This is a genomic window from Streptococcus zalophi, assembly GCF_016481285.1.
Taxonomy (GTDB): domain Bacteria; phylum Bacillota; class Bacilli; order Lactobacillales; family Streptococcaceae; genus Streptococcus; species Streptococcus zalophi.
This window is the reverse complement of record NZ_JAENBP010000004.1, coordinates 76,268-91,358: the sequence shown is the minus strand read 5'-3', so window position 1 is coordinate 91,358 and position 15,091 is coordinate 76,268. Positions and strand designations below refer to the sequence as shown.

The following is a 15,091-nucleotide window of genomic DNA, read 5'->3' as shown; positions in this document are numbered from 1 at the left end:
ACAGCTTAATCTGTAAGTTATACTTTTGGAATAAAGAGATCTCCTAAAGTAACTGCCATAACGGCTTTAATAGTATGCATACGATTTTCTGCTTGATCAAATTGACGAGCGTGTTTACTTCTAAAAGCACCATCTGTAATTTCCATACTATCAATACCATGTTCTTCTTTGATTTGTTTACCATATTCTGTTTCTGTGTCATGGAATGCCGGTAAACAATGTAAGATGATGAAGTCTTTATTATCAACAAGTTCTAATAACTCTTCATTAATTTGGTAAGGTTGTAGCAAAGCAATACGTTCTGCAAATTTATCTTCTTCACCCATTGACACCCAAACATCTGTATAAAGCACATCTGCATCTTTTACTGCAGCTTTAACATCAGATGTGATTTTAACAGTTGCACCAGATTCTTTGGCATATTTTTCAGCCATTTCAACTAATTCTGGTTCTGGGAAAAGAGATTCAGGAGCAGCAATAGTGACATTAACACCAAGGATAGCACCAGTGACTAATAAGCTATTTGCAACATTATTACGACCATCACCACAATAAACTAAGGTTAATCCTTCTAGCTTACCAAAGTTTTCTTTAACAGTGAGATAGTCAGCTAACATTTGTGTTGGATGCCATTTATCAGTTAATCCGTTCCAAACTGGTACACCTGAGAATTTAGCCAAATCTTCAACAACTTTTTGACTAAAACCACGGAATTCAATACCATCAAACATGCTACCAAGAACAATGGCAGTATCTTCAACAGATTCTTTTTTACCTAATTGAATATCATTTTTACCAAGATATTCTGGATGAGCACCTAAATCAATAGCTGCAGTTGTAAAAGCAGCGCGTGTTCTTGTTGAAGTTTTTTCAAACAAGAGAGCAATGTTTTTGCCTTCTAAGTAACGATGCCAAACATTACGTTTTTTCAAATCTTTCAAATGTGCTGAAAAATCGATAAGATACTCTAATTCTTCACGGGTATAATCAATTTCCGCTAAAAAACTTCTTCCTTTAAATACTGATGTCATTAGTTACTCCTTTATTATTAAATATCTTCACGAATAATTGGCATTGACATACAACGTGGTCCACCACGCCCTCTAACCAATTCACTTCCTTGGATTTTATGTAATTTTAATCCCGCTTCTTCAAGTTTTTTGTTTGTCACAACGTTACGATCATAGACCACAACTTCACCTGGTGCAATAGTTAGTGTATTTGAACCATCATTCCATTGCTCGCGAGCAGCTGCAACTAAGTTTGAGCCACCACAACGAATAAGAGTGACTTTTTCTAAGCCAAGATTCTTAGCTAGGATATTTTCTAAAGTATCCTTTTCTTCAGTGATACGAACGCTTTCTCCTTCAGGCACTACTGAGAAGACACGCAAGCCCCCTTCGATTTCTGGGTGAATAGTGAATTTATCATAATCAACCATGGTAAAGACGGTATCCAAATGCATAAATTTACGATTATTTGAAATTTCAAAAGCTAGAATTTTCTTAAATCCTATATTAGATGAAAAGATATTTGCCATTAATTTCTCAATAGACTCTGCATCTGTTCTTTGAGAAATACCAACTGCTAAAATATCTTTTGAAAGAACTAACTCATCTCCACCTTCAATACGAGTGGTTTCTTTACGATCATAAACAAATGGAATATCAGCGTCTTTAAAGCGTGGGTGATATTTGAAAATGTATTTAGCATACAAGGTTTCACGGTTTCTTGTTTCAGAATACATGTGATTCAATGAAACACTATTACCAATTGTAGCAAATGGATCTCTAGTGAAATAGAGGTTTGGCATTGGATCAATCGCAAATGGATAATCAGATTCTACTAAATCTGCTAATCCCTTATCAGTAATTTCTGGTAATTCTACTTTTTGAATACCAGCCATTGTTTTATTAATCAACTCTTGATTATCAGTGATATCAAGCAATAACTTACGAATACCTTTTTTGGTTTGTTTTCCTCTAACATTAGCTTCTGAGATGTATTCATCAATAAATTCTTCTTTGATTTCTTGACTTGTTAACGACTCAGCCGCTAATTGCTCTAGATACAATACTTCTACACCACAGTCTCTTAACACTTGTGCGAAATTATCGTGTTCTTTTTGTGCTTGTTCTAAAAATGGAATATCATCAAACAATAGTCTTTCAAGATAGTCAGGAACTAAATTTTCTAATTCTTGCCCTGGTCTATGAAGAAGAACTGTTTTTAATTTTCCAATTTCAGAATATACATGAATTGGTCCTCGTTCAGTCATTGATAGACTCCTTTCTTTTTTTGCAGTGAATTCAGCTACATAAGAACAGTGTTCTTACTTATTTACACTCTTATTGTAATCGTTTTCAAAGTTAAAAACGTGGTCTTTTTAACATAGTAAACGTGATATTTTTAACACAATTCGAAGATTAAATGGAAGTTTATCAAAATTAGAAACTCTTTACTAGAATAATTCCCGTTTTTATCAAAAAAAATAATAATTATTATTAATTGAAAAAGTGATATTTTTTAAAAATTCTTATTTAATATACTTCAAAAAGTAGTCTTTATCCAAATAAGACAACTTTTTATGCTCAAAATGGATAATATTGTTTTCCTTGAGTGGTTTGAGAACATGACTAACTGTCTCTCTAGTTGTACCGCTCATATTTGCAATATCAATAGTTGTGATTGAAAACGGTAAATCCATTTCTTCTGTGCATTTATCAACCAGTAAAAAGGCAAGAGTTTGAATGACTCGATCTTTGGCACTTGATGTCACCATATTCCTTATTCTAAATTCTTGAAGGTGAATCAATTTAGACAATTTTTGACACAACATTTTCATTTGATATTTATTACCCCAAGAAAAGGACTCATAGACTTCTCTTGGAAAACAAATATATTCAATAGATGTAATAGCAACAGCCGAAAAATGATAAGTTTTATCTAAAAAAATACCACCATAAGGAAATATAGTATCTGTGTTGACATAATCAATATAGATAAAAGACCCTGATGAGTCACTTTGCTCTAACTTGACATGCCCTTTTAACAGAATATACATCTTTTCCAACGGATCTCCATCAAAAAATAAGATTTGATCCTTGGGAACCTTATGGTAGGCCATTGTTGCTATGAGTTGATCGAATTGAGAAATGGATAGGTATTTAAAATCATCCAATTTCCTCAAATGTTGGTAGAGTTCTTTTCCAACCATTTCTGACTCCTTTTCATTTTTGTGCAATCTATTATCATCTATTCTTATCATTATTATAACATAACAATTTGTATTCGTCTTTGGAAATCAGTATAATTAAAAATTTATAAACTCATACTATTGTCATAAATAAGAGTTTTCTGTTATAATTAAGTTAGTAGTAACTTGTAAACATTTTCATTTATTTAGAAAGGATATTATTATGAATAAAAAGGAAATACGACACCAACTTATTTTATCCCTCATTTCTGAAAATAAAATAAATACGCAGCACCAATTACAACAAGAACTCAAAAATAAAGGTATCTCTGTCACACAGGCAACCTTATCTCGAGACATGAAAGATTTACATTTGGTGAAAATTTCAGATGAGGATTCATACTATACTGTTCACAGTATCGCGCCGGGACGTTGGGAACACCGCCTTCGCTTTTATATGGAAGATGCGCTTGTGATGTTAAGACCTGTCCAACATCAAGTCATTCTTAAAAGTTTACCCGGTCTTGCGCAATCATTTGGATCAATTCTTGATGCTATGCAACTTCCAGACATGGTTGGTACTGTTTGTGGTGATGATACTTGCTTAATTGTTTGTGAAGATGTTGAAGGAGCAAAACGTTGCTTTGAAAAACTAAGTGAATTTGCACCACCTTTCTTCTTCAGTAATCAAATTAATTAAACACTAAAAGCTATCAACAAATTGGTTGGTGGCTTCTTTATTTATTTAAAATTAATACTTGTAATCATTAAATCGTTTTAATACAACATTCATATCTCTACAAAAAAGATATAAAAACATATTTTAAAAGTCACCTTTTAAGTAAAACAATATAAAAATATCTTATAAATGATGGCGAAATTTTCTCAATAAAAAAGGATAAAAATAATGATTTTTATCCTTTTTCTTAATCTTATTTACTCATTAACTTTTAAAAGAAAGGTGTTATTGTAATTTTTTCATTTCTTCAATACGAGTCAGAGTGGCATCGTATTTTTGTTGATAGTCAGCTTGTTTTTGACGTTCTTTTTCAACAATCTCAGGTTTGGCATTAGCCACAAATTTTTCATTGGATAATTTTTTGCCAACCATAGCGAGTTCTTTTTGCCATTTTGCCAGTTCTTTATCTAAACGCTCTAATTCTTCATTAATGTTTAATAAATCAGCTAACGGTAGGAAAATTTCAGCACCGCTAATCACACTAGACATAGCAAGTTCTGGCGTTTCTAAACTAGCACTAATTTCCAAATGATCTGGGTTGGTAAATCGTTTGATATAATTTTGATTGGCATTAAAAAAGTGTTCTAGATTAGCATCTGTTGTTTTAATCAGAATCGTAATTGGTTTACTTGGTGCCACATTAACCTCACTACGAGCATTACGAACAGAGCGAATGAGGTCTTTAAGACTTTCCACACCTTTATGAGCAGACTCGTTTTCAAAGATTGAATCAACAATTGGGTAGCCTGCTGTCACGATAGAGCTCGTTGAAATGTGTTCAAAGAGAGTCTCTGTAACAAACGGCATGATTGGATGAAGAAGACGTAAAATCTGATCAAGTGTGTAAAGTAAGACTGAACGTGTCACCGTTTTTTCTGCTTCATTATCACTATAAAGCACTTCTTTGGTTAGCTCAACATACCAGTCTGCAAATTCATCCCAGATAAAGTTGTAAAGGATATGCCCAGCAACACCAAATTCAAATTTATCAAAGTTTTCAGTGATCTTACCTATTGTTTCGTTGAGATTATGAAGAATCCAACGATCAGTCACATTACCAGCCTCTTCTTTGGCGACTTTTTTAACAGTTATTTTGGCTTCCTCTAGGGTTAAACCTTCATTATTCATTAAGATATAACGTGAGATATTCCAAATTTTATTAATGAAGTTCCATGAAGCATCCATTTTCTCGTAGCTAAAGCGAACATCTTGTCCAGGTGCAGAACCGTTTGACAAGAACCAACGTAAAGCATCTGCCCCGTACTTGTCAATAACATCCATTGGGTCAATCCCATTACCTAGAGATTTAGACATTTTTCGTCCTTGTTCATCTCTAATTAAGCCATGAATTAAGACATTTTTAAATGGTGCTTCTTTGGTGAATTCTAAACTTTGGAAAATCATTCGAGATACCCAAAAGAAAATGATATCATAGCCTGTTACAAGTGTTGAGGTAGGGAAGTAGCGTTTAAAATCATCGTTTTCTTCATTAGGCCAACCCATGGTTGAAAATGGCCAGAGAGCCGAACTAAACCAAGTATCAAGAACATCCTCATCTTGAACCCAACCTTCTTCTTTTGGTGCTTCTTCACCAACGTAAATCTCTCCAGCTTCATTATACCAAGCAGGAATTTGATGCCCCCACCAGAGTTGGCGTGAAATAACCCAGTCATGAACATTTTCCATCCATTGTAGGAAGGTATCATTAAATCTTGGTGGGTAAAAAGTGACTTGATTATCAGTAGACTGATTTTGAATGGCTTGTTTGGCTAGTTCATCCATCTTGACAAACCACTGAGTGGATAGACGTGGCTCAACCATGACGCCTGTTCTTTCAGAGTGCCCAACACTATGAACACGTTGTTCAACAGCAACTAGATTGCCTAATGCTTTTAATTTTTCGACAACTGCTTTTCTTGCCTCAAAACGATCCATACCAACAAATTCACCAGCTAGTTCATTCATTGTCCCATCATCATTCATCACATTGACTTGAGGAAGATTGTGACGTTGACCAACCAGAAAGTCATTCGGGTCATGTGCTGGTGTAATCTTAACAACACCTGTTCCAAATTCAGGATCAGCATGTTCATCAGCAACAATCGGAATTTTCTTATTAACTATCGGTAAAATAACATGTTTACCGATTAATTCCTTGTAGCGTTCATCAAAAGGATTAACAGCAACCGCCACATCACCAAACATGGTTTCAGGACGAGTCGTTGCCACTTCAAGGGCACGAGAACCATCTTCAAGCATATAGTTCATGTGGTAAAAAGCACCTTCAACATCTTTGTGGATAACCTCAATGTCAGATAAAGCTGTACGCGCTTTAGGGTCCCAGTTGATGATAAATTCACCACGATAAATCCATCCTTTTTGATAAAGGGTGACAAATACTTTTCTAACTGCTTCTGAAAGTCCATCATCTAAAGTGAAACGCTCTCTAGAATAATCTAAGGATAGACCTAGTTTACCCCATTGTTCTTTAATCGTTGTGGCATATTCATCTTTCCACTCCCAGACCTTATCCAAGAATTTTTCACGCCCTAAATCATAACGTGAGATACCATCTTCTGCAAGACGTGCCTCTACTTTAGCTTGCGTAGCAATCCCAGCATGGTCCATTCCTGGTAACCATAGGGCATCATAGCCTTGCATACGTTTTTGACGGATAATAATATCTTGTAAAGTCGTATCCCAAGCATGGCCTAAATGCAGTTTACCAGTAACATTTGGCGGTGGAATAACAATAGAATAGGGTTTACTTTCTTTCTTTCCAGAAGGCTTAAACACAGACTCTTCTAACCATTTCTGATAACGTCCAGCTTCAACATCGTTTGGTTGATATTTCGATGATAATTCTTTCACTCTCAACTCTCCTTTATTTTTTTAGAATTTAAGGTTTATTTAAGCTAGGATGATTATACTATAGTCATCCTAAAACTTTTCTTTTTCATAAATCTCCCTGAAACAACACATGACTCATGTGTTGTTTCTTTTTGTTTAGAAAAATAAATAAAAAGTCCCTATCTTAACGATAGGGACGAATAGTTATCCGCGGTACCACCCATATTCGGGCATGGCCCGCTACTTTTAGTTATTTCATTCATCACTCAGCAACTAGCTCTGGTTTTTCTGTGCGGGGTTCTCAGCAAGACCGCTCTCTGTAACAGATGATAGCAAAGCACCTCTGATGTCCTTATTCTAACAAACAGGAAAGAAAATAGCAAGTCCTTTATCTGTTTTAATAATGCCTTTTAGAAGAAGAATGGTCTGGTAAATCATGAAAATCTTTTCTTTGATGATAATTGGCAAATTTACCTTGTAAAAATCGATAAGCATCTAAGCGACTCTCATAACGGATAATAGCTTCTTTAGCTTTGTCATCACCGTAAGTATCATAAACATTTTCACTTTCAGTTTTTGCCATATCATTAACCATAACTTGAGTATTTAACCATTCTTCAAATGCTTTTAAGAATTCTTGTTCGTATGTCATCACTTTTTGCCTCACTCATTTTTATTTCTTTCATTATATCAAAAATAATCATCAAAATAACACTTCATCTCATAAATGAAAAACAGCCAGAACTTCTGACTGTTTTCTTTCTGCCACCACCGAGAATCGAACTCGGAACGGAGCATTACCATTGCTCTATTATACCATTTAACTATAGCGGCTACCTCAATATAATACTATATTATCTCACTAAAAGCAAGCCCATAAAAGATTATTTATTCTTATTTTACAACACAAAAAAAAGAAGATGATAAGTCACCTTCTTTTTATTATTGCTATTATTCAACACGTGATTTAGCTAAGGTTTCTTTGACATTTTCTGTTCCATCAACAACTGCATCTTTAGCTTTATTAGCTGTATCAGATGCTAATTCACCAGTTGATTGTGCTACGTTAGAAAGACGATCTTGAAGAGAAACTTTATTCTTTTCAAATTCTTCTTTTGTTTGAATATCAACAACATTGATATTAACTTCAACAACTTCAAGGTGAGTCATTTTTTCAACGTTCTTAGAAATAACTGCTTTCATTTCATCAGCAATTTTAGGAATATCTTTATCATATTCTACAACAATGTTCAAATCTACCGCTACTTGCTTTTTACCAACTTCAACATTTACACCATCTGTGATTGACTCAGAGTTAACTAATTTTTCTTTTAGATTTGAAAAGAATCCACCATCTACTGATAGTAAACCAGCAACTGTTTTAAGGGCATGACCAATAATTTTTTTGATGACTTGATCTTCATAAGATACTTCACCTTTTAATACTGGTGCTACTGTTTGTTTAGTTTTATTTGTTTCGTTTGCCATATATTATCTTCTCACTTTTCTTTTTTATAGTTTTGTTAATTAGTTTTATTATAAAACACGTGGTTCAGCAGATTCAGTTGCCTTTTCTAAACTACCACTAACTCCTGATTTTATTTTATCAAATTGTTCTGAAGTTACTTCACCTGTAGCACTTGCTACACCAGAAACACGGTCTTGTAAACTAACGGAATCAGCTTCATGCTGTTCTTTAGTCTTAATATCAACAACTTTAACATTGACTTCAACAACATCCAAATCAGTCATTTCTTTAATTTCTTTTTCGATAATTGATTTAATATTTCGATAAACTGTTGGCACATGTTTTTGGTATTCAACAATAATGTTCAAATCTACCGCTACTTGTTTAGTACCAACCTCAACATGAACACCATCTGTTACTGATCCGGTATTAACTAATTTATCCTTGAGATTTGAAAAGAACCCACCATCTACTGCTAAAAGACCATCAATAGAAGCTATTGCAATACCAATAATCTTCTCGATAACTTTCTCTTCAAATGTCAATGTTCCTCTAACATCACTAGCTTTTTCAGGGGTTTCAGAAAGAGCTGTTGTTTTTACTTCATTCGCCATCTTTTTCTCCTTTTAACGATTTTTGTTAATAAACTTGTCTAAAATACCTGTTGTTTTTAGATAAAAACCTACAAAAACTCCTACACCAATACAAATCAATAACAGTAAAGTTTTAAAAAAACCAACTGATATAATAAAAATTGCTATAAGAAGACCAATAATGCCTCCTAAAATTGGATATTTATATTTTTCAAAAAGTTCCATTTTCTCTCCTAATTTCTACTAAATAACACGCGGTGCAACAGGTTCTTTTTTAGGTGGTCTAATCTTTTTAACAGATATTTCAAACTTAACAGATTGATTTAAACCAAAAAATTCTTTTAAACCTTTTTCAATATCAGCCTTAATTTGACTCACCTCTGGAATCACATTAACTCTTGATTCAAGAGTTCCTGAAACAACCACCTTAAATTTACGTTTATATAATTTAACAGAAACATTAGGAGTTTCCATTATTTCTTTATTGTTAATCAAGGAACGAACAAAACCTTCGATAGCAGATTTGTTTAGTAACAATGTTCCTTGTTTTTCTTTTAAATCTATCTCAGTTTTAGTCCTTGGATAAAAGAGTACCACTAAAATTACTATAATGACGGCAAAAAACAGTACCAATGACATCCAAAATAAGTATTGAGATAGAAAATCACCATTAAACATAGTCAGATAAGAAGGAAGTTCTATCTTATATTGTAGCCAACTCATGTAATCAGGTAAAATAACACGATGAGCATTTATGTTAATAACTGCTCCAAGGAAAATTAAAACTAATATTCCTATCAAAAAACTAATAATTTTAGTTAATTTAGACATTCGTTTCAAATTTCCTCCTATTTTGATTTTAGTTTAGAAATCACTAATACTAAAATAACTGCTCCGACGATAGATGGAATAATTGCCATACCTGCTAGCGTTGGTCCCCAACTACCTAATAATAATTGACCAATAAATGAGCCCACGAGTCCCGCAACAACATTTGCTACTAAACCCATTGAATCACCTTTTTTAGTAATTGCTCCTGCAATAGCTCCAATAATACCACCTACGATTAGTGACCAAATAAGACCCATAATATTTCTCCTTTTGATATAAATAATTTCTAAATTATATAAATTTATATAATTTAGATTAACTAGTTAAATACCATACATTAAGTTTAGTATTTTTTTAAATAATAGTCAATTAATACGCTTATAAAATGAGTTTGTTTTCAGTTTTCATTTTCTTACTTTGTCTATATTGATACAAATAGTTAATATTATTGATTTTTCTAAGACTAAAAAATAATATATTGTCATCAGAGTGTAACGATATAATCCAATTATATATTTACTTTTTCTCATTCTCATAAGAGTATTTAAATAGAACCATATTGAGTAATCATCTCTTTTATTGTAAAATATAAGTAATATATACACAAAAAAGGAGATAACATGAACGTCAAAAAATCATTATCGAAAGCGATGATTTTATCACTAACTTCAGGGGCTATTTTAGTGGCTCAAGATTGTTTAATCCCTCTAAATAACCCCTTTGTCATTACTGCTTTTGCAGATAGCCCAGTAGATAATCAACAAATCAATACGGATGCTTTAGAATTTATTAAAGCATATGCTGAGCCATCAGCATATACACGTTGGGATGAAACTCTTCCAGGGTTAACCATGACAAAAGCACAGGAAGAAGAACTAAATGATTTTGTCAGAAATGAAATTATTAAAAATCCTAATGATAGCGATATTAATAAAGCCGAGCAAATTTTTAATTGGATTACCAGTAATGTCAAATACGCTACTGGCAATCAAAACCCAAGAGCTAATCCTTATGAGGTTATGAAAGAAAAAATTGCCGTCTGTGGTGGTTACTCTAATCTTTATAAAGCCATGTTAAATGCTGCTGGCATCCCTTCTGTTGTTGTCTATGGAACTATTCCATCAGGAAGTACCGTTAATAATTTACTGCTAGACCCAGCTCATCAATGGAACGCTATGTATATTGATGGTGAATGGTATTATTCTGATAGCACTTGGGGAAATGGTTATTTTAAAAAATCAACGGCTGATTTCTCAAAAGATCATAAAACGACTAACATTCATAGAGTCACATATAAAGACAATCAATTAACACTTGGCTTTGAAAATAGCGGTTTGTCTGTTGTCAATATTAGTGGTAATAATGAAGAAATAACAATTCCAGATACTTCCTCTAATTCTCCTATTATTGCTTTATCAGCTCAATTATCAGCCAATAATAAATCGCTTAAAAAAATTATTCTTGGGAAAAATATTAAACACTTTGAATCTGCTGCTCTTGATTTTGAAAACCTAGATTCAATTGAAGTGTCACCAGAAAACCGTTGGTATAGTGCTAGAGAGGGTGTTCTTTTTTCAAAAGATTTATCAACAATTGTTTATTATCCTAAAAATAAAAAGGAAACCACTTTTACTATTCCAAAAGAAACAAGAAGCTATGATGAAAAACAAACCTTCCAAAATCCTCATCTCACTAGCTTCATCGTTGAAGAAGGAAATCCTAATTTTTCAGCTTATCAAGGGGTATTACTTAATAAAGATCAAACAAAATTACTGACCGTTGCTGAAGGAGCAACTGAAGCAACTATTCCAGGTTCCGTTTTACTAGATAACATTGCACTATCTTTCAAACCAAATCTAAAAACAGTTACTTTAGAAGAAGGTATCACTACTATTCCTGATTATGTGTTTAATGGTTCTGAGCATTTAACAACTGTTAATATCCCCGATTCAGTCACTACTATTAATGGCAATGCCTTTTTTGGCATACCAACTAATCAACTAACACTTGTTGGTAGTGAGCAATCAACAGCAAAAGAATTTGCACAACAACATAAGATTGCCTTTCGTTCTAACCAAGCAAACGACCAAGTGGATGAAGATGAGGATATCAAAAGAAAGGTTCAAAAACTAATTGACGATGTTGGTCATGTCAGAGAAATTGATTACACTCCTGAAAGCTTTGCACCGTTCCAAAATAAAATTTCTGAATTAGGTTCTTTACTAGCTAGAGATTCTTTTACTATGAGCGAATTGAACAGTTTAATTGAAAGTATTTACCAGGCTTATGGTAATCTAATACCAAAAGAGAGCATTGATAAACAGCTATTAAATGAATTCTTAGCAGCTAAAGAAGCTTATGATACTATTAAAAATAGCATTGATCCAAATGTTCCACTTTCTCGACAAACCTTAGACAGACTAAATGAAGCAATCATTACCTATAATAACGCTCTTGAAGCTGCTAAAAAGGCTATTCAAGATGTTGCTATTTTGGAACAATTAAATGCTTATAGTACTATTGAAGAACGACATTTTGAATGGAATGTGCCAAAATCAGCACCTAAATCTGAGGATGCACCAGAATTCAGTGGTAAATTAGAAGAAAAAGTCCCTGAAAATGCGCCAACAGTTAAAGATGTACCGGAATTCAATGGCAAGCTTGAAAACAAAACACCTGACAATGCACCTAGTGTTGAACTCCCTCTAGCTGAATCAAGTATCCCTCAAAATGCACCTACCGTTGAAGACAAACCTAGCATCGAATGGGATATTCCTCAAAATGCACCTAGTGTTGAACAACCAATTGCTGAGTCAAGTGTCCCTAAAAATGCGCCAACAGTCGAAAATTTACCTGAATTTAGTGGTCTACTAGAGGAGAAAGTTGCCGAAGTAGCGCCAACAGCTGAAGATTTGCCAGAATTTAATGGTCCTTTAGTTGAAAAAGTTCCTGAAGTGGCACCAACAGCTGAAGATAAACCTAGCATCATTTGGGAAATTCCAAATAGCGCTCCGACAGCTGAGGATAAACCTGAATTTAAAGGAACACTAGATGACAATAATGCTACAGATAAAAAAGAAACTTTAGAAAATAAACTTTCTAAACAAGAACAAGCTAAAGAAGTCCTTCCTAAAACTGGAGATTCAAATAGTTCACCTCTTTTAGCAATCTTAGCATTTATAAGTAGTATCACATTAGCACTCTTTAATCGTAAAAAACAGCATCATTAATCTGTTTCTAAAAACCCCTATGTCATGAAAGACACAGGGGTTTCTTGTTTTATTATAAGGTATTAATAATACCTTTTTTAATTTTATTATAGAAAAATAGTGAGATAAACATGGAGACAACCTCAGCAACAAAAAAGGCCCACCATACATTATTAACATTTCCCGTCAAAGACAGTAACCAAGCCGTTGGGCTTAAGATAACTAATTGACGATATAAAGATGTCATTAAAGAGTAAATGCTTTTTGAAAAAGCTGCAAAGACTCCACTAATGGTTATCCCTACGGCAGCCATTGGAAATGATAAAGCAATAATCCGTAAGGCTGCAATACCAATTGTTTCCATTTTTGGTGTTGCGTTAAACAGGGATAGTAGTTCTTTTGGAAATAGCTCTAAAATGATTAAACCAATCACCATAATAGTAATTGCTAAAAGCATGGCAAATTTAATGGCTTGATTTATTCTATCTTTTTGACGTGCCCCATAATTATAAGCTAAAACTGGCACTAAACCACCATTTAAACCGAAAATAGGCATAAAGAAGAAACTTTGCAGTTTAAAGTAAACACCAAAAACAGCTACTGCTGTGGTTGAAAAGCCAAGTAATATCTGATTCATGATAAGTAGCATCAAAGAACCAATTGAAACCATCAAGGTTGAAGGGATACTAACAGAATATATTTTAACTATAGTAGATTTAATTGGATGTAAAATACCTTTTAATGATAATTGGATGTCCTTATTAAATTTAATATTAAGATACAGAGCTAGCATAGATGCCATTGCTTGTGCCATAATTGTTGCAATTGCCGCACCAGTAACACCCATAGCAGGAAAGCCAAAGTAACCAAAAATGAGGATTGGGTCTAAAATAATATTTAGCACAGCTCCAAATATTTGAGAATACATACTAAGGACAGATCTGCCAGTCGATTGTAACAAGCGTTCAAACGTGATTTGAGCAAAAGCACAAAAACTGAAGACACAAATAATAGTTAAGTAAGATTGACCATATTCAGCAATAACCTCATTTGATGTTTGAAGCATCATCAAAGGTCTGACAGCAAAAAGACCAATTGCCAAGAAAATTAACGAATGACAGGCATTTAAAAAAATTCCTGTATTGGCAGCATCGCTAGCACCGACGGAGTCCTTTTCACCTAATTTTTTAGACAAGAGGGCATTTATCCCGACACCTGTTCCAGCTGCAACAGCAATTCTGAAATTTTGTACTGGAAAGGCAAGAGAAATGGCTGTTAATGCATTTTCATTAATTTGCGCAACAAACATGCTATCAATAATATTATAAAGCGCTTGGACCAACATTGAAAACATAATAGGTAATGAAATATTAAAGATTAATTTTTTGATGGACATCGTGCCCATTTTATTTGTTTCTGATGTTTTAGTAATATGAAACACCTACCATTCTTATCATGATCGTTTTATCTTATTATGGATAGAAATAACATGAAAATATCTCTTCTATCTCAAAAAAGACACTAGATAAATATATCATATTTCATTTAAAAAATCATTGATTTGAACTGATAGCCATCATTAGTACATTTAATAAGTTAAATTTGTTCTCTTATTATCTATTCCTTCAAAACCATCATAAAAAAGCTTAAGTTTACCTTAAGCTTTTTTACTTAGTCTCTGGCACTCAGATAAATAGAAATTATTCTTCTTTTTTTCTGCCGTAGCCGAACATACCAATAGCTGAAATAAATCCAACTACTCCTAATGCTTCATAATTAAAGGTATCTCCCGTTCTTGGTAACTCTTTTTGATTAGTTGCTGAAGCATTCTGACTAATTATTGAAGATGAAGCAGATGACTCTGTTGTTTCAGAAATATTTGACTGATTACCCTTTTCTGATTTATAAACAATACCATAGACACTAAAGTGTTTTGCAACAAATATAACTGCATTATGAGTAATGTTATTTAAATCTTTAAAAGTAGTCATTGTAAAATCAAGTGACTGTTCATTAGCTGAATTTGGAAGATAAATAACACGTTCTACTTCTTTACCATCATCCATTGGAAGGATAACTAAAACATTTTTAAGTGGTTGAAGTGGATTGCCATTTTTATCTAATAATTCAATATCAAACAAATCATAATCAGTTGCTTTTAGATTTCCAGCACCGTTACTGTCTTTATGTCCAACTTTTATACCT

General features: G+C 33.3%; 13 protein-coding genes and 1 tRNA gene. 2 read left to right on the top strand and 12 right to left on the bottom strand.

The genetic code is table 11. From position 1 onward, the window contains the following. Positions 1-17: 17 nt before the first annotated feature. The 3 genes from argF to JHK64_RS04310 form a co-directional block, all read right to left on the bottom strand. On the bottom strand, positions 18-1,031 hold the full coding sequence (gene argF / locus JHK64_RS04320; RefSeq protein ID WP_199567772.1) for an ornithine carbamoyltransferase: 1,014 nt from the start codon (positions 1,029-1,031) through the stop codon (positions 18-20). A 17-nt stretch (positions 1,032-1,048) separates the two neighbouring features. Continuing rightward, positions 1,049-2,278, bottom strand: a complete 1,230-nt coding sequence (gene arcA / locus JHK64_RS04315; RefSeq protein ID WP_199567771.1) for an arginine deiminase — start codon at positions 2,276-2,278, stop codon at positions 1,049-1,051. A gap of 258 nt (positions 2,279-2,536) precedes the next feature. Further along, entirely contained in the window at positions 2,537-3,217 is a 681-nt protein-coding gene (locus JHK64_RS04310; protein ID WP_199567770.1) for a Crp/Fnr family transcriptional regulator, read from the bottom strand. A gap of 202 nt (positions 3,218-3,419) precedes the next feature. On the opposite strand from JHK64_RS04310, the gene JHK64_RS04305 reads away from it, so the two are divergent. Continuing rightward, positions 3,420-3,896: an arginine repressor gene (locus JHK64_RS04305; protein ID WP_199567769.1), complete on the top strand. Its 477-nt coding sequence runs from the start codon at positions 3,420-3,422 to the stop codon at positions 3,894-3,896. 264 nt (positions 3,897-4,160) lie between these two features. On the opposite strand, the gene JHK64_RS04300 is transcribed toward JHK64_RS04305, so the two are convergent. From JHK64_RS04300 to JHK64_RS04265, 8 genes are all read right to left on the bottom strand, one after another. Beyond that, entirely contained in the window at positions 4,161-6,806 is a 2,646-nt protein-coding gene (locus JHK64_RS04300; RefSeq protein ID WP_199567768.1) for a valine--tRNA ligase, read from the bottom strand. A 376-nt stretch (positions 6,807-7,182) separates the two neighbouring features. Beyond that, positions 7,183-7,437 (bottom strand): DUF1912 family protein, encoded by a 255-nt coding sequence (locus tag JHK64_RS04295; protein ID WP_199567840.1) that lies wholly within the window; start codon positions 7,435-7,437, stop codon positions 7,183-7,185. Positions 7,438-7,548: 111 nt separating this feature from the next. After that, positions 7,549-7,619, bottom strand: a tRNA-Thr gene (locus tag JHK64_RS04290). A gap of 117 nt (positions 7,620-7,736) precedes the next feature. Further along, positions 7,737-8,273 (bottom strand): Asp23/Gls24 family envelope stress response protein, encoded by a 537-nt coding sequence (locus tag JHK64_RS04285; protein WP_199567767.1) that lies wholly within the window; start codon positions 8,271-8,273, stop codon positions 7,737-7,739. 48 nt (positions 8,274-8,321) lie between these two features. Continuing rightward, positions 8,322-8,867 carry an Asp23/Gls24 family envelope stress response protein gene (locus tag JHK64_RS04280; RefSeq protein WP_199567766.1) on the bottom strand — a complete coding sequence of 182 codons (546 nt, stop codon included), beginning with the start codon at positions 8,865-8,867 and terminating at the stop codon, positions 8,322-8,324. A gap of 12 nt (positions 8,868-8,879) precedes the next feature. Continuing rightward, entirely contained in the window at positions 8,880-9,071 is a 192-nt protein-coding gene (locus JHK64_RS04275) for a DUF2273 domain-containing protein (protein ID WP_199567765.1), read from the bottom strand. Between the two features lie 18 nt (positions 9,072-9,089). After that, entirely contained in the window at positions 9,090-9,677 is a 588-nt protein-coding gene (gene amaP, locus JHK64_RS04270) for an alkaline shock response membrane anchor protein AmaP (RefSeq protein WP_199567764.1), read from the bottom strand. Positions 9,678-9,694: 17 nt separating this feature from the next. Then, a complete protein-coding gene (locus JHK64_RS04265; RefSeq protein WP_199567763.1) occupies positions 9,695-9,934 on the bottom strand; it encodes a GlsB/YeaQ/YmgE family stress response membrane protein in 240 nt (79 codons plus the stop codon). A 363-nt stretch (positions 9,935-10,297) separates the two neighbouring features. On the opposite strand from JHK64_RS04265, the gene JHK64_RS04260 reads away from it, so the two are divergent. Continuing rightward, complete coding sequence (locus JHK64_RS04260; RefSeq protein WP_199567762.1) at positions 10,298-12,907, top strand: transglutaminase domain-containing protein; 2,610 nt, start codon at positions 10,298-10,300, stop codon at positions 12,905-12,907. 52 nt (positions 12,908-12,959) lie between these two features. Here the strand turns inward: JHK64_RS04260 and JHK64_RS04255 are convergent, their stop codons facing one another. Next, positions 12,960-14,327 carry an MATE family efflux transporter gene (locus JHK64_RS04255; protein WP_258511718.1) on the bottom strand — a complete coding sequence of 456 codons (1,368 nt, stop codon included), beginning with the start codon at positions 14,325-14,327 and terminating at the stop codon, positions 12,960-12,962. Between the last annotated feature and the right edge of the window lie 764 nt (positions 14,328-15,091).

Coding starts and splice junctions, on each gene's coding strand:
- JHK64_RS04305 (WP_199567769.1), top strand. CDS start 3,420: ATGAATAAAAAGGAAATACGACACCAACTTATTTTATCCCTCATTTCT.
- JHK64_RS04295 (WP_199567840.1), bottom strand. CDS start 7,437: ATGACATACGAACAAGAATTCTTAAAAGCATTTGAAGAATGGTTAAAT.
- JHK64_RS04285 (WP_199567767.1), bottom strand. CDS start 8,273: ATGGCAAACGAAACAAATAAAACTAAACAAACAGTAGCACCAGTATTA.
- JHK64_RS04260 (WP_199567762.1), top strand. CDS start 10,298: ATGAACGTCAAAAAATCATTATCGAAAGCGATGATTTTATCACTAACT.
- JHK64_RS04310 (WP_199567770.1), bottom strand. CDS start 3,217: ATGGTTGGAAAAGAACTCTACCAACATTTGAGGAAATTGGATGATTTT.
- JHK64_RS04265 (WP_199567763.1), bottom strand. CDS start 9,934: ATGGGTCTTATTTGGTCACTAATCGTAGGTGGTATTATTGGAGCTATT.
- amaP (WP_199567764.1), bottom strand. CDS start 9,677: ATGTCTAAATTAACTAAAATTATTAGTTTTTTGATAGGAATATTAGTT.
- JHK64_RS04275 (WP_199567765.1), bottom strand. CDS start 9,071: ATGGAACTTTTTGAAAAATATAAATATCCAATTTTAGGAGGCATTATT.
- JHK64_RS04280 (WP_199567766.1), bottom strand. CDS start 8,867: ATGGCGAATGAAGTAAAAACAACAGCTCTTTCTGAAACCCCTGAAAAA.
- argF (WP_199567772.1), bottom strand. CDS start 1,031: ATGACATCAGTATTTAAAGGAAGAAGTTTTTTAGCGGAAATTGATTAT.
- arcA (WP_199567771.1), bottom strand. CDS start 2,278: ATGACTGAACGAGGACCAATTCATGTATATTCTGAAATTGGAAAATTA.